The organism is Pseudomonas sp. FP215, assembly GCF_030687795.1.
In the GTDB taxonomy this organism is placed as follows: domain Bacteria; phylum Pseudomonadota; class Gammaproteobacteria; order Pseudomonadales; family Pseudomonadaceae; genus Aquipseudomonas; species Aquipseudomonas salmasensis.
Genome location: NZ_CP117447.1, coordinates 3,358,060 through 3,381,709 on the forward strand (window position 1 = coordinate 3,358,060; position 23,650 = coordinate 3,381,709).

Annotated in this window: 17 protein-coding genes and 2 riboswitches; of the genes, 6 read left to right on the top strand and 11 right to left on the bottom strand. The window is 62.3% G+C overall.

The features are described from left to right. The 6 genes from pepN to PSH76_RS15170 are packed head-to-tail and all read right to left on the bottom strand — an operon-like array spanning position 1 to position 6,501. Positions 1–2,658 (bottom strand): aminopeptidase N, encoded by a 2,658-nt coding sequence (gene pepN / locus PSH76_RS15145; RefSeq protein WP_305492469.1) that lies wholly within the window; start codon positions 2,656–2,658, stop codon positions 1–3. Between the two features lie 13 nt (positions 2,659–2,671). After that, positions 2,672–3,502 carry a DUF2797 domain-containing protein gene (locus PSH76_RS15150; RefSeq protein WP_032892171.1) on the bottom strand — a complete coding sequence of 277 codons (831 nt, stop codon included), beginning with the start codon at positions 3,500–3,502 and terminating at the stop codon, positions 2,672–2,674. Next, positions 3,499–3,759: a YeaC family protein gene (locus tag PSH76_RS15155; RefSeq protein ID WP_016972751.1), complete on the bottom strand. Its 261-nt coding sequence runs from the start codon at positions 3,757–3,759 to the stop codon at positions 3,499–3,501. Before PSH76_RS15155 ends, PSH76_RS15150 begins: the two co-directional genes overlap by 4 nt. Before the next feature lie 14 nt (positions 3,760–3,773). Beyond that, positions 3,774–4,643 carry a rhomboid family intramembrane serine protease gene (locus PSH76_RS15160; protein WP_305492470.1) on the bottom strand — a complete coding sequence of 290 codons (870 nt, stop codon included), beginning with the start codon at positions 4,641–4,643 and terminating at the stop codon, positions 3,774–3,776. After that, complete coding sequence (locus PSH76_RS15165; protein ID WP_305494466.1) at positions 4,640–5,614, bottom strand: metallophosphoesterase; 975 nt, start codon at positions 5,612–5,614, stop codon at positions 4,640–4,642. Before PSH76_RS15165 ends, PSH76_RS15160 begins: the two co-directional genes overlap by 4 nt. Continuing rightward, complete coding sequence (locus PSH76_RS15170) at positions 5,611–6,501, bottom strand: NAD(+) kinase (protein ID WP_003190745.1); 891 nt, start codon at positions 6,499–6,501, stop codon at positions 5,611–5,613. The genes PSH76_RS15165 and PSH76_RS15170 overlap by 4 nt, the downstream gene beginning before the upstream one ends. A gap of 144 nt (positions 6,502–6,645) precedes the next feature. Here PSH76_RS15170 and PSH76_RS15175 point away from each other — a divergent pair, with 144 nt between their 5' ends. After that, positions 6,646–7,593, top strand: coding sequence for a DUF1853 family protein (locus PSH76_RS15175; protein ID WP_032892175.1), 948 nt, complete (start codon positions 6,646–6,648; stop codon positions 7,591–7,593). Positions 7,594–8,425: 832 nt separating this feature from the next. Here the strand turns inward: PSH76_RS15175 and PSH76_RS15180 are convergent. The 4 genes from PSH76_RS15180 to cobW all read right to left on the bottom strand — a co-directional run bounded on the left by PSH76_RS15180 (position 8,426) and on the right by cobW (position 15,037). Further along, positions 8,426–9,028 carry a VWA domain-containing protein gene (locus PSH76_RS15180; RefSeq protein WP_305492471.1) on the bottom strand — a complete coding sequence of 201 codons (603 nt, stop codon included), beginning with the start codon at positions 9,026–9,028 and terminating at the stop codon, positions 8,426–8,428. A gap of 53 nt (positions 9,029–9,081) precedes the next feature. Further along, complete coding sequence (locus tag PSH76_RS15185; RefSeq protein ID WP_305492472.1) at positions 9,082–10,086, bottom strand: ATP-binding protein; 1,005 nt, start codon at positions 10,084–10,086, stop codon at positions 9,082–9,084. A gap of 125 nt (positions 10,087–10,211) precedes the next feature. Further along, entirely contained in the window at positions 10,212–13,973 is a 3,762-nt protein-coding gene (gene cobN, locus PSH76_RS15190) for a cobaltochelatase subunit CobN (RefSeq protein ID WP_305492473.1), read from the bottom strand. A 2-nt stretch (positions 13,974–13,975) separates the two neighbouring features. After that, complete coding sequence (gene cobW / locus PSH76_RS15195; protein WP_278917785.1) at positions 13,976–15,037, bottom strand: cobalamin biosynthesis protein CobW; 1,062 nt, start codon at positions 15,035–15,037, stop codon at positions 13,976–13,978. 92 nt (positions 15,038–15,129) lie between these two features. After that, a riboswitch (cobalamin riboswitch) is annotated at positions 15,130–15,330 on the bottom strand. 42 nt (positions 15,331–15,372) lie between these two features. After that, positions 15,373–15,586, top strand: a riboswitch (cobalamin riboswitch). Between the two features lie 95 nt (positions 15,587–15,681). On the opposite strand from cobW, the gene PSH76_RS15200 reads away from it, so the two are divergent. The 4 genes from PSH76_RS15200 to cobM all read left to right on the top strand — a co-directional run bounded on the left by PSH76_RS15200 (position 15,682) and on the right by cobM (position 17,792). Continuing rightward, positions 15,682–15,870, top strand: a complete 189-nt coding sequence (locus PSH76_RS15200; protein WP_032892180.1) for a CbtB-domain containing protein — start codon at positions 15,682–15,684, stop codon at positions 15,868–15,870. A gap of 11 nt (positions 15,871–15,881) precedes the next feature. After that, on the top strand, positions 15,882–16,586 hold the full coding sequence (locus PSH76_RS15205; RefSeq protein WP_305492474.1) for a CbtA family protein: 705 nt from the start codon (positions 15,882–15,884) through the stop codon (positions 16,584–16,586). Beyond that, positions 16,583–16,975, top strand: coding sequence for a cobalamin biosynthesis protein (locus tag PSH76_RS15210; RefSeq protein ID WP_278917784.1), 393 nt, complete (start codon positions 16,583–16,585; stop codon positions 16,973–16,975). Before PSH76_RS15205 ends, PSH76_RS15210 begins: the two co-directional genes overlap by 4 nt. Positions 16,976–17,045: 70 nt before the next feature. Further along, positions 17,046–17,792, top strand: a complete 747-nt coding sequence (gene cobM, locus PSH76_RS15215) for a precorrin-4 C(11)-methyltransferase (RefSeq protein ID WP_069558666.1) — start codon at positions 17,046–17,048, stop codon at positions 17,790–17,792. Between the two features lie 694 nt (positions 17,793–18,486). On the opposite strand, the gene nfuA is transcribed toward cobM, so the two are convergent. Beyond that, positions 18,487–19,071, bottom strand: coding sequence for a Fe-S biogenesis protein NfuA (gene nfuA, locus PSH76_RS15220; RefSeq protein WP_032892187.1), 585 nt, complete (start codon positions 19,069–19,071; stop codon positions 18,487–18,489). Between the two features lie 213 nt (positions 19,072–19,284). On the opposite strand from nfuA, the gene PSH76_RS15225 reads away from it, so the two are divergent. Continuing rightward, a complete protein-coding gene (locus PSH76_RS15225; protein WP_305492475.1) occupies positions 19,285–23,643 on the top strand; it encodes an SET domain-containing protein-lysine N-methyltransferase in 4,359 nt (1,452 codons plus the stop codon). The last annotated feature ends 7 nt before the right edge of the window (positions 23,644–23,650 follow it).

Genomic DNA, 23,650 nt, shown 5'->3' on the forward strand with positions numbered 1-23,650 from the left:
TTACGCCAGGCTCTTGCTGACCACCTCAAACACATCGCTGGACAGCTCACCCGCGCCCAGGATGCGTTCCAGCTCCGCTTTCATCAGCGCCTGCCGTGCGCTGTCGTACTTACGCCAGCGGGTCAACGGCGCCAGTTGGCGCGAGGCAATTTGAGGGTTCAAGGTATTGAGCTGGATCACCAGGTCCGCCAGGAAGCGGTAACCCGAGCCATCCGCCGCATGGAAGTTGATCAGGTTCTGCCCGGCAAATGCACCCACCAGCGCGCGCACCTTGTTGGGGTTCTTGATGGTGAACGCCGGGTGCTGCATCAACGCCTTGACCCGCGCCAGCCCGCCCGGCAGGGTGCTGCCGGCCTGTACGCTGAACCATTGGTCCATGACCAGCGGGTTGTCCTTGAAGTTCTCGGCAAACACCGCCAAGGCCTGGGCTTTCTCTGCTTCAAACGGCGAGTTCACCAGCACCGCCAACGCCGTCAGGCGCTCGGTCATGTTATCGCTGGTGTCGAACTGATCCAGGGTGGCCGCCAATACTTCCGGCTTGCCGCTGAGCATCAAGTACGACAGCGCGATGTTCTGCAGGGCACGCCGGGCGAAGTGCTCGGCCTCGGCCACGTAAGGCGTTTGCTTGGACAGTTCGCGGTTGGCCTGGTAGCGCAGCCACAACCCTTCGAACAGGTGGTCGGCCAGTTGCTTGCGGGCAAACTCGCGGGCAGCGTGGATGGCATCCACATCCGCCACTTCGCTGATTTCCGTGAGGTAGGCTTCACTCGGCAGCGAAAGCATTTCGGCGACCATGGCCTGGTCCAGGCTTTCATCGCTCAACACCGTGCGCAACGCGTCGATCAGGCGTTGATCAAGTTTGAGCGGCTGGCCGGCCTGATGCTGGCCGATCAGCTCCTGCAACACCTGCACGGCCAATTGCTGGCCGGCATCCCAGCGGTTGAAACCGTCGCTGTCGTGCTGCATCAGGAACATCAGTTGATCGCGGCTGTAGGGGAAGCTGAGCTTCACCGGTGCCGAGAACCCACGCAGCAACGAAGGCAAGGGTTTTTCAGCGATGTCGACGAAGGTAAACGTCTGCTCCGCTTCGGTCACCGAGATTACCCGCGAAGTGTCGCCCGCCGCTGCTTCACCGGCCAGGCGCAAGGCAATACCGGCGCCCTGCCCGTCCAGCAAGCCCAGCTCCACCGGGATCACGAAGGGCAACTTCTCGACCTTGTCCGGGGTCGGCGGGCAGCTCTGGCGGAAGGTCAGGCTGTAGGTCTTGGCCGCCGCATCGTAGGCTTCGCTCACCGCCAGACGTGGGGTGCCGGCCTGGCTGTACCAGCGTTTGAACTGGCTGAGGTCGGCCCCATTGGCGTCTTCCATGGCCTTGATGAAGTCGTCGCAGGTCACGGCCTGGCCGTCATGGCGTTCGAAATACAGGTCGCTGCCTTTGCGAAAGCCCTCGGCGCCGAGCAAGGTGTGGATCATGCCGACCACTTCCGAGCCCTTTTCGTACACCGTCAGGGTGTAGAAGTTGGAGATCTCGATAAAGCTGTCCGGGCGCACGGCGTGGGCCATGGGGCCGGCATCTTCAGCGAACTGATGGGTACGCAAGTACGCCACGTCCTGGATGCGCTTGACCGTGGCCGAGTTCATGTCGGCAGAGAAGCCCGAGTCACGGAACACGGTGAAGCCTTCCTTGAGCGACAGCTGGAACCAGTCGCGGCAGGTCACGCGGTTGCCCGACCAGTTGTGGAAGTATTCGTGGGCAACAATGGCCTCGACGCGCTGGTGAGCGGCATCGGTGGCCGTTTCGGCGCGGGCCAGCACGGCGCTGGAGTTGAAGATGTTGAGGCCCTTGTTTTCCATGGCGCCCATGTTGAAGTCGTTGACCGCGACGATCATGAAGATGTCCAGGTCGTACTCGCGGCCGTAGGTCTCTTCGTCCCAGCGCATGGATTTTTTCAGGCTGGTCATGGCGTGCTGGCACTTGTCGATATTTTCCGGCTCGACATAGATGCGCAGCGCGACTTCGCGGTTGGTCATGGTGGTGAAGCTGTCTTCGACGCACCACAGGTCACCGGCCACCAGCGCAAACAGGTACGCCGGCTTCTTGAACGGATCTTCCCAGGTCGCCCAGTGCCGGCCGTCTTCACCAGGGCCGCTGGCGATCGGGTTGCCGTTGGACAACAGCACCGGGTAGCTGTGCTGCTCGGCGATCACCGTGGTGGTGAACACGCTCATCACATCCGGGCGGTCGAGGTAATAGGTGATCTTGCGGAAACCTTCGGCCTCGCACTGGGTGCAGAACATACCGCTGGATTTGTACAAGCCTTCCAGGGCAGTGTTGGTTTCCGGGTGGATTTTGACCGTGGTGTCGAGGGTGAAGGTCTCACTCTTTGGCTGCACGGTCAGGTGGCTGTCGGTCAGCTGGTAATCGGCTGCGGTCAGCTCCTGATCCGCGAGGGTGACGCTCAACAACTCAAGCTGCTGGCCATCGAGCACCAGCGGTGGTAGTCCGGTACCGCGCTCGGGGTTGCGGCGCATCACCAGCTGCGCGTGGACCAGGCTGTGGTCCTCGAACAACTCGAAGGTCAGGTGCGTCTCGTCGATCAGGTAGTCCGGCGCCTGATAGTCCTTAAGGTAAATCATCTTCGGTTGTTCGGTGCGCATGCTGGGGATCCTTCTACTGATGCACGGCGAGCTGGTAGGCCGTGTATTTACGAATGTTGATGACGCCGGTGTCGAAGATCAGGTATTGGCCCTTGATCCCCAGCAGCGTGCCTTCGGCAATCGGGTTCTTGTCCAGGTTGAAGCTGACGATCTTGGTCGGATACTGCTCGACCGGGTAGCGGATTTCAATCGGCTCGATGTCGGCAATGGTTTGGATGGCTTGCAGGCCAAAGCGTTCCTGCAAACCCAGCAAGCCCTCGGCGCAAGAGGCGAACAGCTCGTCACGCACCTGCTTGAGGTCCACCGATTGCGCATCGCCCTTGAGCAAGGCGCGCCAGTTGGTCTTGTCGGCCACCTGGCTGCGGAACAGGTCTTCGACGAAGCCCGATTGCTGGCGCGTCGCCACGCGCATGATCGGCAACGCCTGGCTGGCGCCCTGGTCCAGCCAACGGGTGGGCAACTGCGTAGCACGCGTAATACCGACCTTGATCCCCGACGAGTTGGCCAGGTACACCACGTGGTCGGTCATGCAGAATGTCTCGCCCCAGCCCGGATCGCGGCAGGTGCCGGCGTCGTAATGGCAACGCTCGGGACTCATGATGCACAGGTCACACTGGGCCAGCTTGGTCATGCACGGGTAGCAATAGCCCTGGCTGAAGCTGGTCTTGGTCTTGCGCCCGCAATGGCTGCAATGAATCGCGCCCAGGTACTCCAGGCGTACATGGGTGCCGATCAGCGGATTGACCGGCACCTCAGTGCTTCCTAAGCGAAAGGCGTATTGAACGGTCGGCTCACCGAGTTGCGCCGACATTTTGCTGACTGCACCGCGACCAATTTCAATCAATGGATCGCATCCGACTTGAACAGGATGTTGGGTACCGGTGCCGATTTCGACGCGCATTCCTGCGGGCCCATATAGCCGGTGCGCTGGTCTTCGGGCAGGTTCTGGATTTCCCAGGCGATCACCGCTTGCAACGACAGCTCGCGCTGCTCGGCGGTGAGCTTGCGGCCATCGGACCATTTGCCGATCTCTACCGCGAGCTTGAGGCTCTCGTAGATGTCCGGGGTGATGTTTTCGATCATTTCAGCAAAAGAGGACATAAGGCTCTTCCTTATCAAAGAGACGCTTTGCGACGGTTGTACAAACCGCCGAGCAAACCCGTCAAGCAACCGATGACCAAGCCGCCCACATGGGCCGCGTTGGCGATTTCGCCGAAACCGATCATCGAGACCAGCCCCGACAGGCAGAGCAGCAACCACACCAGCATCATCACCAGCACCCCACGGGGCAGGCGATAGGCCGGGTTAGGCGACAATAATTGAAAGATCCAGCAGTGCCCGAGCAGGCCGTACAACACGCCGGACAAGCCGCCAAACAAACCGGGGCCACCGTAGGCGTATTGCGCGTAGTTGGAGGCCAGGCTGAACAACAGGGTCAGGCCCAGCAGGTTGATACCGCCCTGGCGCGCTTCAATGCGCCGGCCCAGCTCCCAGTACCACATGCCGTTCATGGCCAGATGCAGGATGCCGAAGTGGATCAGCATCGGCGTGACCAGGCGCCACCACTGCCCCGAGGCCAGGGTGTCGGCCAGCGGCGTGAACTGGATGTACTCGCCCAGCACGCGGAACGGCAGGAAGGTCAGCCAGGCCATGGTTTGCAGGTTTTCACCCAGCAAGGTCACGGCAGCGACGATGAGACTGGCCAACAGCACCAGCGCGGTGACCGGGCTGTGGCGCACCTGCTGGACAAAACCTGGCCGCGCAACGCTCGCCTGCTCGGGAATGTCCAGTTGCTGGTCCGGGTCGCCAGCGGGGAAACGTTGATACAACACGCGCACGTCGTCACTGATGGCCTCGGGCACCCACAGCACCTGTTCACCCGCCTCCTCGCTGACGCGGTGCGGCACCTGCATGCGGTGCAGCAACTTGACGAAGCCGCCCAGGTCGACGCTCAGGGGCAAGCGCAATACAGCTACGGTACTCATGGGATGGCCTCTGGTCGCTCAACGTCGACCCATACGAATTTATGCGGATCCAGTTGGGTTTCCTGGTCGAGTCGATACGCCACCAGCTTGCCGTAGAGCACGGCGCTGTAGTCCAGGCAGGCCAGGTTCGGGCGGATCGGCGCCGGTTTGCCGCTGCGCCAGTAGTGGCCGACGAACAACAGCGGCTCATCGACGCCGTAGCGCAGCAGGGAATTCTTTTGTGTGGACGACAACGGCGTGCGCGCCACCGGCTCCGGCAAGGCGTCGGGCTGGAACACGATGTCGCCGTAGGTCTTGGGGTCGTCTTCCCAGAACTTGGTGCGGAAAAACGAACGCGTCAGGCCATCGCCACCGGTCAACGTCAGGCCGTCGGGCAGGCGCATATCGGTGCCGCGCAACAGGCGATCGAACGCGTTGCAGGCGAAACTGCCCGGTACGGCAGCGGCTTGCAGGAAGTGTTGGTCGATGCAGCCGTCCGGGAAGGTGGCGCGCAACGGCTTGATGAAGCCTTCATCCCAGCACGCGTGCACCACGCGAAAACGCCCGGCGTCGACAAAGAGCGGCATGTCGTAGAACCAGCCGAGGAAGTCGTGCCAATCGGCCGGGTGGTGTTCGAACTGGGTCAGGGTCTCGTGGATCAAGCGGGCGTGGCGCGGGTTATGCTCACGCACAAACTGCTTGCCGCTGCCCGGCGGGGCCGGCGTGGTCCAGCCCAGCGCATTGAACTCGTGGTTGCCCATGATGCACAGCGCCTGGCCGGCCTCGGTCATATCGTGGACGATATGCAGCGCCTCGCGGATGCGTGGGCCACGGTCGATGATATCGCCCAGGAACACGGCCATGCGTGACGGATGGCGCCAGGTGCCGCCCTGCTTGTGGTAACCCATTTGGTCGAGCAAGTGCTCAAGGGTATGAGCGCAACCGTGCACGTCACCAATCAGGTCGTAGCTACGCGCGGGATCGAGCATCAGTCGCCTCCACCTCCCAAGCGGCTGCCCCAGCCCAACTTGGTGCGGCACACTTCGTAGTAGTTGTGATCCAGCGGGTGGATCAAGCGCAACTTCTGTGCCTTCTTGCTCACGGTGATGGTGTCACCGGGGGCGCAGGTGAAATGGTTCTGCCCGTCGCAGGAGACTTGCGGGTAGATTTGCATGTCTTTGGACACCACGATTTTCAGCTCACTGTTGCCATCGACCACAATTGGCCGACTGGACAACATATGGGGGTACATCGGCACGATCACAATGGCATCGAGCTTGGGGTGCATGATCGGGCCGCCGGCCGACAGCGCGTAGGCGGTGGAACCTGTGGGCGTGGCGACGATCAGGCCGTCGGCCTTCTGGCTGCACACGAACTGGCCGTCGATGTACAGCTCGAATTCGATCATGCGCGTGGACTTGCCGGGGTGCAGCACCACATCGTTGAGGGCATCGCCCTGGCCGATCGCCTCGCCGTGGCGGCGCACTTCGGCTTGCAACAGGAAGCGGTTCTCCACCAGGTAATGACCGTCGAGCACCTTGGCCACTTCGACTTCCAGCTCATCGGGGCGGATGTCGGTGAGGAACCCCAGGCTGCCGCGGTTGATCCCCAGCACCGGCACATTATGCCGCGCCAGCGCCCGGGCAGCGCCGAGCAGGCTGCCATCGCCGCCGACCACGATGACCATGTCGCACACCTCGCCAAGCATCTTGCGCGACGAAGTTTGCAGGCCGTGGCCGGGGAGGATTTCAGCGATGGTGTCTTCGAGGATCACATGCAGGTGGCGCTCGAGCAGAAACTTCTTCAGCCGGCGGACGGTGTCCAACACCTGGGTACTGCCCAGGCGACCGATAATGCCGATATTGCGAAAGTGCTCCATGGGGCTCCTGCGGAATCTGGGGTGAGGCAAAAAGAGCGATTATGGGCGAAAGGCCGCCTCAGGCAAAATCCTTTGTCGCCGCCACGCCTTGATGACAATGGTTCTCAGGCACCTTGCGCACGCTGAAAAGGCTATGCTCGGAACATGACGCCATTCCCCGACTTGCACACCCTGCCCCGCCAACTGCGCCACCCCGAGGTGCGCGATCTGGCGTGGGTGATGCTCGCGCCTCCGATGCTGGCGCAGACGCCTTGGCCCCAGCGCCACCCGCTGGCCGGCAGTGACTGGGTGCAGGCCCCTCACCAGCTCGAAGCCTGGTTGCGCCAGCTGGACCAGGACAGCAGCGCGTTGCAGCAGTGGCTGAGCCTGTCACGCACCCGGCGCCTGGGCCTGTATTACGAACGCTTATGGCAATTCGCGGTGCAGCATGCGCCAGGCGTGGAGTTACTGGCCGCCAACCTGCCGATCCGCCGTGCCGGGCATACCCTGGGCGAGCTGGACATGCTGGTGCGCGACCGCGATGGCGTGCACCACCTGGAGCTGGCGATCAAACTCTACCTGGGCCCGCAGGACGGCAACGGTCAGGACGCCGCGCAATGGCTGGGGCCTGGCTGCCATGACCGGCTGGACCGCAAACTGGCGCACCTGGCCCAGCATCAATTGCCGATCTCCGCGCGGGCAGAAAGCCGCGAGGCCTTGGCGGCGTTGGATATCCAACAGTTCGATGCGCATTTGTGGCTCGGCGGCTATCTGCTCTACCCCTGGCCCGGCGCGGCGCACTCCCCCCTCGGCGCTCACCCGCAGCACCTGCGTGGGCGCTGGTTGCATCAGCGCGATTGGGCGGGCTTTGTCAGCACCCGCCCCGCGGGCCGCTGGCAACCCCTGCCCCGGCATGCCTGGCTGGCGCCCGCGCATTACCCGGCCGATGAGGTGTGGAGTGAGGTGCAGATGCAAGGTTGGCTGGCAGACCTGGACCCAATGGCCCCGGCGCAGTTGCTGGTGCGCATGGTGCCCAACGGTGAGGAGTGGGAAGAAGCCGAGCGGTTGTTTCTGGTGGCCGATCTTTGGCCGAATGTGCCGGGGACAGGCTGATACAGGTGTGGTGTGTTTGAGGGCCTCTTCGCAGCATAGGTATCTACACAACGGTGGTGCGACGCTGGACCTGTGGCGAGGGAGCTTGCTCCCGTGACGACCGGATAGCCGACGCTGTTCTAACTGACGCAACGCGATCCAAATGTGGGAGCTGGCTTGCCTGCGAAGACGGCCTGACAGCCGACATCTATCTACCTGACACCTTGCGATCAAACTGTGCGGGCTTGCTCGCGAAGGCGGCCTGACAGGCGACACAGTTGGATTGTGTACATATCCATTCCTGCGTAACGGCCACTTAGGGTTCCGCCCTGACGGCGGCTCACTTTTGAAAAGCGCAAAAGTAAGCAAAACGCTCTTGCCCCACCACTCGGCACCTCGCTTGGGCTCGGTGTGCCCGAACGCAGACTTGAATCCGTGGGCCGCCGCCACGCGCCATCCATGGCGCGGGGCGGCTAACCCGGCGTCCTGCCGGGTTACCCACGAATTCAAGCCTGCGTTCGGCCAGCGTGGTTTAACGGGGCGCCTAAGATCAAAAGCAGATCAAGATCAAGAGCGGCTCGCTTCGCATCGTAGTTACCGTCGGCTGCTACAGGCTACAAAGTTGTGTAGATACCTATGCTCATCGCAGGCAAGCCTCCCACATTTTGACCGCGCCGCTGGCTTGCCTTTTGTAGGAGCGAGCTTGCTCGCGAAAAACTCGCTGGCGCCGCGTTCATTCAGCAAACACGGGTTATCGTTGACGTTTTCGCGAGCAAGCTCGCTCCTACAGAATGGGCCGCAGCGCCTACCCCATGTGGGAGCTGGCTTGCCTGCGAAAGCGCTAGCCTAGGCGCTACAGCTTATCGATGTGCTGATAATCCAACTGCAACCCCACCGCCAATTCCTCAGCCCGCCCCAACCTGATCGGCCCGCGCTCGATATCAATCAATACGCCTGGGCACTCCAATCGCGGCAGCGCGCCCATCGCCTTGAGTCGTCCATCGGTCACCACCAGCAACTTCTGCTGCTCGGCGGGATAGCGCTTGCGCCGTGCCGCCAACCAATGCCCCGCCTCTGTCAGCGCAGCCAGCAATGGCGTGCCGCCGCCCGCACCCAACTGCGCCAACCACTCGGCCAAGCCTTTCGCCGCCTTCAAGCCCTGCACTTGCCACTTCGGTGACTGCCCGCTAGCCGTGAGCAACGCCATGCGCGCCCGTTGCCGATAAGCATCGTCAAACAACTGAGCCAACAGCCCCTTGGCGTCGGTCAGCGCCCGATGGCGCCGCGTGGACGCCGAGGCATCGACAATCACCAGCCACAGCTCAGGGGCTGACCGGCTACGCAGATGAAACAGCAGGTCCGCGCGACATTGCGGCCGACCGCCGAGCAACGTGCCCGGCCAATTGATCGCCCCGCGCTGTGCGCTGCGGGCTTTGCCCTGCCGGCCGGTGTTCAATCGCCCCGCGTGGGGCCGGGCATCCGCCCCCGCGTCAGGTCGGGGGCGGATGCCTAGGGCTTTTTTGGCCAGGTGGGTACATCGCGGCGAGCGCCCGTGGGCAAGGCGGGTGCGGGCATATCGCCCCATTGGCCTTGCCCGGGCGAGGTGTCAGAGGGTGACGACGACGGCCCGTCATTCGGCTGGGGCGGCGCGCCTGGCGGAGTCTGTTGCTGACGACGATGGCGCAAGGAAAATTCTGCCACCGCATCGATATCTTCCTGCTCGATAGCGGCCGCACCACGCCACGCCGCATGGGCACGGGCACCACGCAACCAGACCAGGTCGGCGCGCAAGCCGTCGACCGCTGCGGCAAAGCAGCGCTCGGTGATGAGGGCCAGCGCCTGGTCATCCAGGGCGATGCTGTCGAGCCGTGCCCGCGCCTGGGTGCAGCGTTCGCGCAAGGCGGCTTGGGCTGGCGCCCACTGCGCGCAGAACGCCGCTGGGTCGGTGTCGAAATCCAGGCGGCGACGGATGATCTGCCCACGCTCGGCGGGCAAGGTCTGCCCGCTCAACGCCACGTTGAAGCCGAAGCGGTCGAGCAACTGCGGACGCAACTCGCCCTCCTCCGGGTTCATGGTGCCGATCAGCACAAAGCGCGCCGCATGGCGATGGGAAATCCCGTCGCGCTCGATCAGGTTGGTGCCGCTGGCGGCCACGTCCAACAGCAAGTCCACCAAGTGGTCGGCCAGCAGGTTGACTTCATCCACGTACAACACGCCGCCATCGGCCTTGGCCAACACGCCGGGGGAGAATTGTGCGCGGCCTTCGCCCAGTGCAGCGTCCAGGTCCAGGGTGCCGACCAGGCGTTCTTCGGTCGCGCCCAGGGGCAAGGTCACAAACTGCCCGCTGGCCAGCAGGTCCGCCAGCCCACGGGCCAGAGTGGACTTGGCCATGCCCCGTGGCCCTTCGATCAGCACGCCGCCGATCTTCGGGTCGATGGCGGCCAGGCACAGCGCCAGCTTCAAGTCATCAGCGCCGACCACGGCGGACAGCGGGAAATGGGGAGTATCAGTCATAGTCAACTCTTAATAGCTCGTTCCAACGCTCCCGCGTGGGAACGCTTCGCTGGACGCTCGGCGTCCGTTTTTGTGACGCAGAGCGTCACGGGCTGCATTCCCACGCGGAGCGTGGGAACGATCACTCAGCTGTCTTCTTCTATGTCCAGCAATAGGTTTTCCAAGGCTTCGCGGTACGCCCCCGGTGCCTGCCACAAGCCACGTTGTTGGGCTTCGAGCATGCGTTCGGTCATGTCGCGCAGGGCATCGGGGTTGTGCTGTTGCACAAAGGCACGGGTGTCAGGGTCCAGCAGGTAGGCATCGGCGAGCAAGGCGTATTGGTGGTCGTCAATCAGCGCGGTGGTGGCGTCGAAGGCGAACAGGTTGTCCACGGTCGCGGCCATTTCAAACGCGCCTTTATAGCCATGGCGCTTCACGCCTTCGATCCACTTGGGGTTGGCCGCACGGGAGCGGATCACCCGGTTGAGCTCTTCCTTCAAGGTGCGGATTTTCGGCAAGTCAGGCTGGCTATGGTCGCCATGGTAGCTGGCGGCCTTGTCACCGCTCAGGGTTTCCACGGCGGCCAGCATGCCGCCCTGGAATTGGTAGTAGTCGTTGGAGTCGAGCAAGTCGTGCTCCCGATTGTCCTGGTTCTGCAACACCGCCTGCACCTGGCTCAAACGCTGGGCAAATTGCTCGCGGGCTGCGGTGCCTTCATCGGAGCCACCGTAGGCGTAACCGCCCCAGTTCAGGTAGACCTCGGCCAAGTCCTCGCGGCTCTGCCACAAGCGCCCGTCAATCGCGCCCTGCACGCCTGCGCCATAGGCGCCCGGCTTGGCGCCAAAGATGCGCCAGCCGGCCTGCTTGGCCGCTGCAGCTTCATCCAGGCCCGACTCAAGCAACGCTTGGCGTTCGCTGCGCACCTTGGCGGCCAGCGGGTTCATGTCGTCGGGTTCATCCAGCGCCGCCACCGCCTGCACCGCCGCATCGAACAGGCGGATCAGGTTGGCAAACGCATCGCGGAAGAACCCGGACACGCGCAGGGTCACGTCCACACGCGGACGGTCCAGAAGGCTGATCGGCAGTATTTCAAAGTCGTCCACCCGCTGGCTGCCGGTGGCCCATACCGGGCGCACGCCCATCAGCGCCATGGCCTGGGCAATATCGTCACCGCCAGTGCGCATCGTGGCAGTGCCCCACACCGACAGGCCCAGCTGGCGCAGATGGTCGCCGTGGTCTTGCAGGTGCCGCTCAAGAATCAGATTGGCCGACTGAAACCCGATGCGCCAGGCCGTGGTGGTTGGCAGGTTGCGCACGTCCACGGTAAAGAAGTTACGCCCTGTGGGCAGCACATCCAGCCGACCGCGACTCGGCGCGCCACTGGGCCCCGCTGGGACGAAGCGCCCAGTCAAGGCGTCGAGCAAGCCGCGCATCTCCGCTGGGCCGCACGCATCCAGGCGTGGCGCGACGACAATGCGCAGGCTTTCGATCACCGACTTCACCTCGTGCCAACCGGGCTCTTCCAACTGCTCGATGGGGCCTTCCAATGCCTGCTCGATCAAGCGCGCTGCGTACAACTCCAGACGTTCACGGGTATCCCCGGCGGTGCGCCACAGCTGATCGTCAATCTTCTGCAACACCAACGGGCGCCGACCCGTCCAGGGCTCGGCCAGTGCACAATCGAGCGGATCAAACCCCAGGTCGAACGCCTTGGCCAACACGCGCAGCAGGCTCGACTGCGGGCCCCGGCCATCGCCACGGGGAATGCGCAACAGCGCCAGCAAGGTGTCGATACGCAAACGGCCCTCGGGCGACTCGCCAAAAATATGCAGGCCATCGCGGATCTGCGATTCCTTCAAGTCGCACAGGTAGGTATCCAGGCGCGGCAGCCACACCGCCGCGTCCGCCTCACTGCCCAATTCCAACTCCTGGTCGATACGGGTTTCGCGCACCAGCTTGAGGATGTCTTTTTGCAGCTCCAGGGCACGGCGCGGGTCGAGCAATTGCGCTTCGTAATATTCGTCGGCCAGCAACTCAAGGTCACGCAGCGGGCCGTAGGTTTCGGCGCGGGTCAGCGGCGGCATCAAGTGGTCGATGATCACCGCCTGGGTGCGCCGCTTGGCCTGGGCGCCCTCACCCGGGTCGTTGACGATAAACGGGTAGATATTCGGCAGCGGCCCCAGCAGTGCATCCGGCCAGCAGTGCTCCGACAGGCCCACGCCTTTGCCGGGCAGCCATTCCAGGTTGCCGTGCTTGCCCACATGGATCACGCCGTGGGCGCCGTAGGTATGGCGTAGCCAGAAATAGAACGCCAGGTAGCCATGGGGCGGTACCAGGTCCGGGTCGTGGTACACGGCGCTGGCATCCACCTGGTAACCCCGGGCCGGCTGGATGCCGACAAAGGTCAGGCCCAGGCGCAGGCCAGCGATCATCATGCGGCCATCGCGGCACATCGGATCGTTTTGTGGCGCGCCCCACCGTTCTAGCACGGCCTGGCGATTGGAGGCCGGCAGGCGATCAAACATCGTCTGATACTCCTCCAGGCCCAGGCTTTGATGGCAAGGGCGCAGGTCTAGGCTGTCGAGGTCGTTGGTGACGCCGCCGAGCAGTTCATGGATCAGCGCGGTGCCACTGTCGGGCAGCACATCCGCCACCGGGTAGCCTTCAGTTTGCAAGGCGCGCAGGATATTCAGCGCCGCCGCCGGGGTGTCCAGGCCCACGCCGTTGCCGATGCGACCGTCGCGGGTCGGGTAGTTGGCCAGGATCAACGCAATCCGTTTCTGGGCATTGGGCACCCGCGCCAACTCGACCCAGCGGCGTGCCAGCTCTGCGACAAAATCCATGCGCTCGGGCGCTGCGCGGTAGCACACCACGTCCGACTGGCTGCGCTCGCTGCGCCAGGCCAGGTCCTTGAAACTGATCGGCCGGCTGATGATGCGCCCGTCCAGCTCCGGCAAGGCGATATGCATCGCCAGGTCGCGTGGCCCCAGGCCTTGTTCGCTGGCCTGCCAGCCGGGTTGGTTGTCCTGGGCGCAGATCGCCTGGATCACCGGGATATTGCGGCGAAACGGGCGTAAATGCGGGGCTTCCGGGCTCGATTGGGCAAAGCCGGTGGTGTTCAGAATTACCGCGGCTTGCACGTCATCCAGCAGGTCCTCGACCACCGTGAGGCAGCCGGGCTCTTTCAAACTGGCCACCGCAATCGGCAACGGGTTGAGGCCCGCCGCTTGTAAGCGCTGGCAGAACACATCGATAAAACCGGTATTGGCCGCCTGTAAATGGGAGCGGTAGAACAGCACCGCAGCCACGGGCCAATCGGCGTGCCAATTGGCCTGCCAGTCATTGAGGCGGGCATTGGCGGTGTGCGGGTGATAGATCGCCGTGCGTGGCAGCGCTTGCGGCTCGGCCCAGGCATAGTCGCGGCCCAGGTGGGCACTGGCCAGGCAGTGGTAAAAATCCAGGGCATTGCCCAGGCCACCTTGGCGCAGGAAGTGCCACAGGCGCTCGCGGTGTTCGGCAGCAACGCTGCTCAGGCCGCTGAGTTCCGGGTCGGGGCGGTCGTCACCCGGCACCAGGATCAGGGTAACGCCGCGTTCGGCCAACTCCACCAGGCGCTCGATGCCGTAACGCCAATAGCCGATGCCGCCGTGCAATGACAGCAGAATGACCTTGGCGTGGCGCAATACCTCGTCGACGTACAGGTCGACCGAGGCATGGTTCTGCACCTGCATCGGGTTGGCCAGGCGCAGGCTGGGGTAGTCCTCGGGCAATTGCTGGGCGGCTTCGGCGAGCAGCGCCAGGCTGGAATCGCCGCTGCACAGGATCACCAGTTCAGCGGGGGTCTGGCCAAGGTCGGCAATATTGTCGTCCGCGACGAAACCACCGGGTTGGGTCCTGAGCAGGTGCATGGTTAAACGCTGAGGGCGGCGCGCAGTTGCGCTTCAAGGCCCACGGCGTCCAGTTCCTGGCCGATCAGCACCAGGCGCGTGGTGCGTGCTTCGTCAGCGCCCCAGGCGCGGTCGAAGTGCTTGTCAAAGCGCGTGCCCACGCCCTGGATCAGCAGGCGCATCGGTTTGTTCGGGATTGCGGCGAACCCTTTCACACGCAGGATGCCGTGCTGCACCACCAATTGGGTCAGGGCGTCGAGCAACAGCGCTTCATCGGCTTGGGGCAGGTCGATGGAGATGGAATCGAAGGCATCGTGATCGTGGTCGTCTTCACCTTCGTGGTGATGGTCGTGATGGCTGTGACGCCCGTCGATATGCTCCTCGGAACCAGCGCCCAGGCCGATCAGCACGTCCAGAGGCAGGCGACCGCTGCTGGCTTCGATGATCTTCACCGCGGGCGGCAGTTCTTCGGCGACTTCCAGGCGCACACGGGCCAGGTCTTCGGCGCTGATCAGGTCGGTTTTGTTGAGAATCACCAGATCGGCGCTGGCCAACTGGTCGGCGAACAGCTCGTGCAACGGCGATTCGTGGTCCAGGTTGGGGTCAAGTTTGCGCTGGGCGTCGACCTGGTCCGGGAAGGCGGCAAAGGTGCCGGCAGCCACGGCCGGGCTGTCGACCACGGTGATCACCGCGTCAACGGTGCAGGCGCTGCGGATTTCCGGCCACTGGAAGGCTTGCACCAATGGCTTGGGCAGGGCCAGGCCTGAGGTTTCGATGAGGATATGGTCCAGGTCACCGCGACGGGCGACCAGTTCACGCATCACCGGGAAGAACTCTTCCTGCACGGTGCAGCACAGGCAACCGTTGGCCAGCTCGTAGACGCGGCCATTGGCTTCTTCTTCGGTGCAACCGATAGAACACTGCTTGAGGATTTCACCGTCAATGCCCAGCTCGCCGAACTCGTTGACGATCACCGCAATGCGACGGCCCTGGGCGTTGTCGAGCATATGGCGCAACAACGTGGTTTTGCCCGAGCCGAGGAAGCCGGTAACGATGGTGACGGGAAGTTTGGCCAGTGTTTTCATCGGATGCCCTTTGGGGCGGGCATACGGGACGACAGGCCCTGCGGCGGCGCGCAGCAGCGGATTTCGTCACCGGATCACCCCGCCCGGTTGAATTGGAAAATCAGTCGCGAGGCAGGTCTCCTGGCTTGGGGTGTGCAGGTCTTGCGACCAACGCTGACTGCGCCTTCCCGCCCTATCGGCAGTGGCGTGGCAGTCAACTGAACCCTTCACAGTTGCGGGGGCAGCCGCGGCTTGAACCGCGTTCCCTTCTTAGCTTCGGCCTGGGCCGAAGAACCTCGAGGGTGCAAGGCTACAGGGGCTTGCAGCATTTGACTACCGTCCCCGGCCCATGCTCTCCTACACCTCTTGTTTCGGGTGCCCTTCACAGGGTGAAACGGGAAACCGGTGCGTCATAGACCTATGACCAGTCCGGTGCTGCCCCCGCAACGGTAAGCGAGCGAAGCGTCATGGCCACTGTGCGTTTGCATGGGAAGGCGACGCTTTCAGGAGGCCTCTTTCAAGAGCCGCCCCTCGCAAGCCCGGAGACCGGCCCGAAAAAATCAGATAACAAACCCGCGGTGGGCGGGCGCTGTTCGAACCCTGCGTGCCTGGCGCGTGGGGTCTTCATGCGCTCGTTTCACCCTGACACCTGAAAGGGACGCGCCATGTCGATCATCAGCAGCACTTCGCACTCCGCCACTAGCACCGCCACCCTCAGCCAACGCCTGACCGCCGCCATCGGCGCGTCGATCCTGGGCGCGTGCCTGGTGTATTTCGCCGGGTTTTCGCATATCGAGGCGGTGCACAACGCCGCCCACGATACCCGCCACAGCGCCGCGTTCCCGTGCCATTGAGAGCTGCCGACATGATCAAGCGTATTGCGCAAACCGCAGGTTTCACCGGGCTGTTGGCGGCCCTGCTGCTGACCCTGCTGCAAAGTTTCTGGGTGGCACCGCTGATTCTGCAGGCGGAAAGCTATGAAAAAGCCCCGCCAGCCGCCGAAGTGGCGCATGAGCACGCCGCTGGCGCCGCAGCCCACACCCACGACGCCCAAGCCTGGGAGCCGGAAGATGGCTGGCAGCGCGTGCTGTCCACCACCGGCGGCAACCTGGTAGTGGCAGTAGGCTTTGCGCTGATGCTCGCCGGCCTCTACACGCTGCGCGCGCCGACCCGCACCGCCCAAGGCCTGCTCTGGGGCCTGGCCGGCTACGCGACCTTTGTACTGGCGCCCACCCTGGGCCTGCCCCCGGAACTGCCCGGTACCGCGGCCGCTGACCTGACGCTGCGCCAGACCTGGTGGATCGGCACTGCAGCATCGACCGCCGCCGGCCTGGCGCTGATCGTATTCGGCCGCAATTGGCTATTGAAAGGCCTTGGGCTGGCGATCCTTGCCGTGCCCCACTTCATCGGCGCGCCGCAACCGCAAGTGCATTCGATGCTGGCTCCGGAGGCGCTCGAAGCGCAGTTCAAGATCGCCTCGCAATTGACCAACGTGGCCTTCTGGTTGGCCCTGGGCCTGATCAGCACCTGGTTGTTTCGCCGCAATCGCGACGACCAATACTCGGCATGATTCTGGTTGTCGGGCTTGGCTGCCAGCGGGGCTGTGAGGTTCACAGCCTGCTGGCGTTGCTGGACAGCGCCCTGGCCGAGGCCGGCATTGAGCGCTCACGCGTGACTGCGCTGGCAAGCATTGACCGCAAACGCGATGAGCCTGGCCTGCTGGCGCTGGCCCAGCGGTTGAACCTGCCCTTGCAGTGTTTCAGTGCCGAACAACTGGTGGGCTATGAGCATCGGCTGAGCCATCGCTCTGCGCTGGCTTTTGCCCACACCGGCTGTTACGGCGTGGCCGAAAGCACCGCCCTGGCCCTGGCCGAGCACCTGTCCAATGGCCCCGCGCGCCTGCTGATCACTCGCCAGAAAAGCGCACAGGCCACCCTTGCATTGGCCTGCGCAGGTTAAAATCCCGATAATTGCCGCTTTCGATCATGAGCAATCTTCATGCTCGCCCGTTTTTCAACAGGACTTCTCCATGACCGTCTACTTTATCGGCGCCGGCCCCGGCGACCCGGAATTGATCACCGTCAAGGGCCAGCGGCTGATCCGCAGTTGCCCGGTGATCATCTACGCCGGCTCGCTGGTGCCCGCCGCCGTACTGGAAGGTCACCAGGCGCTCCAGGTGGTCAACAGCGCCGAACTGCACCTGGAGCAGATCATCGAGCTGATCAAGACGGCCCATGCCCAAGGCCAGGATGTGGCGCGGGTGCACTCCGGCGACCCCAGCTTGTATGGGGCGATTGGCGAACAAATCCGCCATTTGCGTGAGCTGGGCATCCCGTTCCAGATCATTCCAGGAGTGACGGCGGTTGCGGCGTGCGCGGCCTTGCTGGAGACCGAACTGACCCTGCCGGACATCGCCCAGAGCGTGATCCTGACCCGTTACGCCGATAAAACCAGCATGCCCCCCGGTGAAGACTTCGACAGCCTGGCGCGGCATGGCACCACCATGGCGATTCATCTGGGGGTCAATCACTTGGAAAAGATCGTCGCCGAACTGCTGCCGCACTATGGCGCGGACTGCCCGATTGCCGTGGTGCACAGGGCGACCTGGCCGGATCAGGAGTGGGTGGTGGGTACGCTGAGTGACATTGCCGAGAAAGTCGCGGCCAAGGGGTTCCGGCGTACGGCATTGATTGTGGTGGGCCGGGTGTTGGCCAGTGATAGTTTCAGTGAGTCGTCGCTGTACCGCGCGGGGCATGCGCACCTCTATCGGCCCTGAAGAAACACACTTAACGCGGTTAGAGCCATCGCAGCGTAGTTAGCTATACAGCGCTGGTGCGGCGCTGAACCTGTGGCGAGGGAGCTTGCTCCCGTGACGATCCGACAGTCAGTGCATATCCACCGGACGCTCCGAAAGCCAACTGTGGGAGCGGGCTTGCTCGCGAAGGCGGCCTGGCAGTCAACACAGTTGGATTGGGTACATATCCATTGCTGCGGTAACGGCCACTTAGGGTTCCGCCCTGACGGCGGCTCACTTTTGAAAAGCGCAAAAGTAAGCAAAACGCTCTTGCCCCACCACTCGGCACCTCGCCTAGGCTCGGTGTGCCCGTAATCCGCCAGGGATTTGGGGGGCCGCCGCCACGCGCCATCCATGGCGCGGGGCGGCTAAACCGGCATCCCTGCCGGTTTACCCCCCAAATCCCTGTCGAATTCCGGCCAGCGTGGTTTAACGGGGCGCCTGAGATCAAGATCACAAGCAGATCAAGATCAAGAGCGGCTCGCTTCGCATCGTGGTTAGAGTGTCGGCTGCTACAAACTTGCGAAATTGTTTAGAGACCTTAGGCTATCGCGGGCCAGCCAGCTCCCCCGACTGATCCGCTTTGTTAGATATATTTCCCAAGCTACTGAATTTTAAGCATAAAAAACGGCGCTCACGGGGCGCCGTTTTTTTATGTTCGCAGTGAACACCTTACTCAGTAGTAGGCGTTTTCTTTCTGCGTGTGGTCGGTCACGTCACGTACGCCCTTGAGCTCAGGAATGCGCTCGAGCAGTGTGCGTTCGATACCTTCCTTCAACGTAACGTCCGCCTGGCCACAGCCCTGGCAGCCGCCGCCGAACTTCAACACGGCGATACCGTCCTCCACCACGTCGATCAGGCTCACCTGGCCGCCGTGGCTGGCCAGCCCAGGGTTGATCTCGGTTTGCAGGTAGTAGTTGATGCGCTCATTGACCGGGCTGTCGGCATTGACGTTCGGCACCTTGGCGTTGGGGGCCTTGATGGTCAACTGGCCGCCCATACGGTCGGTGGCGTAGTCGACCACGGCGTCGTCAAGGAAGGCTTCGCTGAACGCGTCGATGTAGGCGGTGAAGCTCTTGAGCCCCAGGGCGGTGTCTTCAGGCTTCTCTTCGCCGGGCTTGCAGTAGGCAATGCAAGTCTCGGCGTACTGGGTGCCAGGCTGGGTGATAAAGACGCGGATGCCGATACCCGGGGTGTTCTGCTTGGACAGCAGGTCAGCCAGGTAATCGTGGGCGGCGTCGGTAATGGTTATGGCAGTCATGGAAACTCCTCACAGGCTTGCCCGCAGTTTACGCCAAATTATTACCCAGGTACAAAGTCCGAGTGTTTTTGTCGGGAAAGACCTGATCCTGCTGACCGAACCCGCTGGCGCTCCTACCGGTTTCTGCGAAAACCTATGCCTACCTATGTAGGCCACCTGCAAAACCGCGCTGAATATAGTGAATCCTCTTCGACCAAGGATTGTGAGGATTGCATGAACAACGCGTTGCAGAGTTTCTATTTCAACGGCTTGCCTGAACAGCAAGCGCACCTGGACCATCTGATTGAGTTCGTGACGGCGCACATTTCACGTTCAGTAACCGCCGCCGAGGTGTACTACTACCCTCCCCCGCAGTCCGAGCTGAATCGCGAGTGCAAGGAAGCCTTACGGGTCCTGGCAAAACTGGAAGCCGATGAAGACTTTCAGCAGTTCCTGCGGGACAAGCCTGAACCGGATAATTCTCTGCTAGGCCGGGACTTTCTTTACGATCTGCTCTCCACCCTACTCAGCAGCGCCCGCTCGCCGGTACCCGACCCTCCCGAAACGTTCAGCATCGCCGACCGTTCGGTGATTCTGCGCCATGTGCCCACCTATTGGTACATCGACGTCGATGTGTTGCTGGATATCAACCGGCGCGTGGGTAATGGTCTTAAAAGTGACGGTTCGGTACGGCTCGACCTGGTGCTCAAGTATTACGCCATCCTCCCGTCCCATCCAAAAACCGGCGAACAGTGGAAATCGGTTCTTTATGGCTTGCAGGAACACTGCGCCCTGAAAAAACTCGGCCACGAAGGCAGCATCAGCGATCTGCAGCATTTACTGGATGCGCCTGCTGACAAAAAGATCAAGTCTGTTATCCAAGAGATCCAGACACACACCCGTAAATCACTGTTCCAATGCGTGCTGCCGCCGACCTTTTCCTCATCACAGCAGGCCATGCTCAGCACCACGCCGACGGTCTTGCTTGAGCAGATTCTCAACAGTCCGAGCAACCTGGCGCTGGCCGAGCGTATCGCCAAGGCGCTGGACTGGTACGGCAGCCAAAAGGCGCAAACCTGCCCACAACCGGTGCTGGTGAAGTTGCTGTGGCGCGCACTGTGGCTGACGATCATCCCCAACCCACGCTCGACGTTGGATAACGAATTGAAGTTATTCATCACGCCTGGGGCGTCTTACAAGTCGGTCCGCCAAGACCTGATCAGCCAGTATCACCACACCTTGTCGATCAGCACTGACGCGGCGCAACTGGCCATGTGCGTGGTCAAGGCCAATGTCGCCAGCGAAGTATGGGTGGCCGATATTCCCGATGACCTGCCCTACGCCGCCACCAGTACCTGGGTCAACTTCAGAAGCGGTTTTCTGCTGGCCGAAACACTTGCGCCCGGCTCATCGCGCCACATGAGCTTCGAGCAACTGCTCAACCTGACGGCGGAGCATTTTCGTGCCAGCGGCGATGACGTCAAACAACAGGCTCTGGTCGCGGCGGCCAAGCTGGGCCCTACCGTGCAATGGGCGCAGGCCAACGGCCTGATTGCCAGCCGAAAGTCGGGCCACTCCCGCGAGGAGCTCGCTCAGGCCGTCACCGCGCTGGAACAGCATGAGTATGAGGTGTTCAACGCGGTCCAGAACCTTGCGCTCCATCTGCCCAGCCGTTGGCGCTCGGCGTCGGACGCGGAGTACGACAAAGCCTTCCGTGAAGCCCTTGAGCGCCCGAGAAACGCCTATAAGGTACTGATCCAGTCCCTGCTTGCCCATCTGGGTAGCTGGACCCTGGATGTGGACCGGGACGAAATCACGGTGTACTCATTGAGAGAGGCCCTGAACAAGGTGCCCATCGAATATGAAACCAAACGCAAGGCCGATGCCGTTCGCTACCGCACGGGTTTTATTCTGCGCATCGTCAAGGCTCGCGATCCTTTCAGCGCCCTCTACGTCGAGGTGTTCCCCCTCGCCGGCGTGATTCGTCGACGTGGCGATATCGATACCCTGCCGCTCAATGGCAAAGTGGTCGAACTGCGTGACGCCATGAGTTGGTGCAAATACAGATTGGCCACCGAAGTGCCCTTTGATCGCGAGGCCTACCGCGAGAACAAAGCGCCCAGGCGCGGCAAAAAGGCCGAGATGATCGTTGAACAAGTCGGCGAAACATTGCCTGGCATCGATTCGCACACATCGCGCCCCTCATCGTTCGCGCCCAACACGCTGTATGCGCCACGCAGTGAAGCGCTGGCGAGCATGATCGCCCGCGAGCTGTTTTTTTGCGACGAAGAAGCCCTGCTGGAAAAAACCCGCAAAGACACACGCGAAGTGGACATCGGCGCAGAGGTACTCGAAGATTTGGCGTTCTGGGGCAAGATATTTGTCCCGTTCTGGGCCGGTATCGAAGACATCGCCTCCGGCGATCCCCAGCGCATCAAATCCGGCGTCGCCAGCTTGTTCATCGACATCGTGGCTTTCGCATTGCCGGTGGGTCGGTATGTGGCCGGCTCTACCCGCCTGCTCATCCAGGCGGGCAAAACCGGGCTGCGCCTGGCGATGCCGAAACTGGCGAAACTCACGGGAAAACTGGTGATTGCCACCCTGCAGGAATTCAACCCCCTGGCCGCCCTGCCCAGCCTGCTCCGGCTGGCGCGCATGGGCATGCTCAAGTTGGGTCACAAACTGATGCGCCAGACGAAACGGGGCATCGCCCAACTGCGCGATGGGACAATCGCCGCCAGGCACATGCGTTCGGTCGATCCTGACAGTTGGAAGCCGCTGCTGGCTGGCGATCGACTGTTTACTGTCGACGGTTTTGCCAATATCCCGATGCGTAACGTCGGCAGCCTCGACGCCCCCGATTATCGCCTGATCGACGCCGCCTCAAATACCGCCTTCGGGCCACGTTATCGAGAGCCGATCACAGTCATCAGCAACAGCAGCCCGTTGATCCGTCGATACGCGGTCGACCCCGAATTGATCAGGGGCCTGACGCCCGACGCTCGCGGCCTCTTCTCCCGAGCGGACTACAATCAAAAGTTCATCTGCAATATCGATGATAAGGGCAAGATCGCGGTGTACCAGGTACGCGACAATTCCTACGGGTTTATTCAGGAGACCGCCGCAGGCGCCGACAACAGCTTTTCGATCGTACTGGTCAATCCAAAGACCAACCGCGACTTATCGATCACGCTGTCCTCGGTCGAGCCCGGTCACTGGTACTCAAGCCAGATCAAACTGGCAGGCGGCGCGCCGGATGCATCCAACGTGGTAACGCCATCGATACTGTTGAAATGGACCGAGGCCAGCGAAGAGGCCCTGAAAAAAACCATGGACACCTTCGTCAGCACTTACAACCTGAACCCCACTGCATTTCGCCAGTTCGTCAACAGCCGCAACACCCTGACGCGCAGAGGCCAACAGATGCTCGACCGTGTGGGAACCGCCCGTTCCAGCGTGACCTACGACCACCTGGAGCGCTGGAGCAAGGTATCCCAACGTGAGCGCAACAGCCTCACCCTTGAAGGCTTCGCCGCCGACCACAACCTTGACCCGGTGGACTTTGCCGAGCATGTCAACCTGGACGGCAGCTACCGGGCGGCAGGCAAGGTGCTGGCCAAGTATGCCAGCGGCGGCGACTTCGATGTGCTGACGCCCGAGCACTTGAAAGCCTGGAACAAACACTACAACGCTGCCAATTCACGGGTCTCGATGCTCTCGTTTGTCGAAGCCAAAAACCTCAACCCGGTGATATGGCGCAGTTACGTCAATGACAATGGCAGCATGACCCGCGCAGGTCGGGAGATGTGGCTGTTCGGACAAAGAAGCCCGCTGGACCAGCCGGTCGCCAGGAAACGGCCTGCACCGCCCCCTACCGCAGGCAGTTCAAAACGCCCGCGCCTGGAAGACAACACCCCACCCACGCGGCGCCGATCAACCTCGATCACAGGCTCTTTTGATCATAAAATCAACAACAACGCGGCAATTTTGCAAGATCCGACCGACGTCAGGCGCAGCTTGACCCTCGAGCTTGAAGGCCCGCTGCACACCATCGAGATTACCGACGCCAACCGTTTTTTTGACGAGTTCACTGGCCTGCAACACGTCGAAGTCAAAGAAGCTGCGACCAAAAGTATCCGAGAATGGATCTCCAAGGAGGGCAGCCATCATCGCCGCCTTGATCGGCTGTTGGAGGTCAAGAAACTGGCAAATGGCCCGGAGCGAGGCCTGTCGGTGGTGGCCAAGACCGATATAAAGCGCTTCGATGTCCTTGGGCCGTACACCGGCAAGCTGCATCGGGATCAAGCCTCGATCAATGCCGAGATTCTCGAAAAAGGCGAGGCGGCCGTCGGTACGTATTTATTCCAGACCAACACCCAAGGCGCGACCATCAGCGGCCACGGCAACAGCAGTACGCTGAGCCTGATCAATGCGGTCAAGGTGCCGAACCTGCCCGATGTCGGCATTGAAAATGTCGGCGCCCTGTATGTAGGCAAGTACATGGTGTTTTTAATCGCTTGGCGAGATATCCCTGCCGGGACCGAGTTGCTGATGGATTACGGGAAAGCCTACTGGAAGTACATGAGGCCCTGAAACTCAG

Bases quoted from the DNA above. Each gene is read 5' to 3' on its own strand.
- PSH76_RS15175 (WP_032892175.1), top strand. From the start codon at position 6,646: ATGACGCCATTCCCCGACTTGCACACCCTGCCCCGCCAACTGCGCCAC.
- cobW (WP_278917785.1), bottom strand. From the start codon at position 15,037: ATGAAAACACTGGCCAAACTTCCCGTCACCATCGTTACCGGCTTCCTC.
- nfuA (WP_032892187.1), bottom strand. From the start codon at position 19,071: ATGACTGCCATAACCATTACCGACGCCGCCCACGATTACCTGGCTGAC.
- PSH76_RS15170 (WP_003190745.1), bottom strand. From the start codon at position 6,501: ATGGAGCACTTTCGCAATATCGGCATTATCGGTCGCCTGGGCAGTACC.
- PSH76_RS15205 (WP_305492474.1), top strand. From the start codon at position 15,882: ATGATCAAGCGTATTGCGCAAACCGCAGGTTTCACCGGGCTGTTGGCG.
- PSH76_RS15210 (WP_278917784.1), top strand. From the start codon at position 16,583: ATGATTCTGGTTGTCGGGCTTGGCTGCCAGCGGGGCTGTGAGGTTCAC.
- PSH76_RS15185 (WP_305492472.1), bottom strand. From the start codon at position 10,086: ATGACTGATACTCCCCATTTCCCGCTGTCCGCCGTGGTCGGCGCTGAT.
- PSH76_RS15155 (WP_016972751.1), bottom strand. From the start codon at position 3,759: ATGTCCTCTTTTGCTGAAATGATCGAAAACATCACCCCGGACATCTAC.
- cobN (WP_305492473.1), bottom strand. From the start codon at position 13,973: ATGCACCTGCTCAGGACCCAACCCGGTGGTTTCGTCGCGGACGACAAT.
- PSH76_RS15160 (WP_305492470.1), bottom strand. From the start codon at position 4,643: ATGAGTACCGTAGCTGTATTGCGCTTGCCCCTGAGCGTCGACCTGGGC.
- PSH76_RS15225 (WP_305492475.1), top strand. From the start codon at position 19,285: ATGAACAACGCGTTGCAGAGTTTCTATTTCAACGGCTTGCCTGAACAG.
- cobM (WP_069558666.1), top strand. From the start codon at position 17,046: ATGACCGTCTACTTTATCGGCGCCGGCCCCGGCGACCCGGAATTGATC.
- pepN (WP_305492469.1), bottom strand. From the start codon at position 2,658: ATGCGCACCGAACAACCGAAGATGATTTACCTTAAGGACTATCAGGCG.
- PSH76_RS15200 (WP_032892180.1), top strand. From the start codon at position 15,682: ATGTCGATCATCAGCAGCACTTCGCACTCCGCCACTAGCACCGCCACC.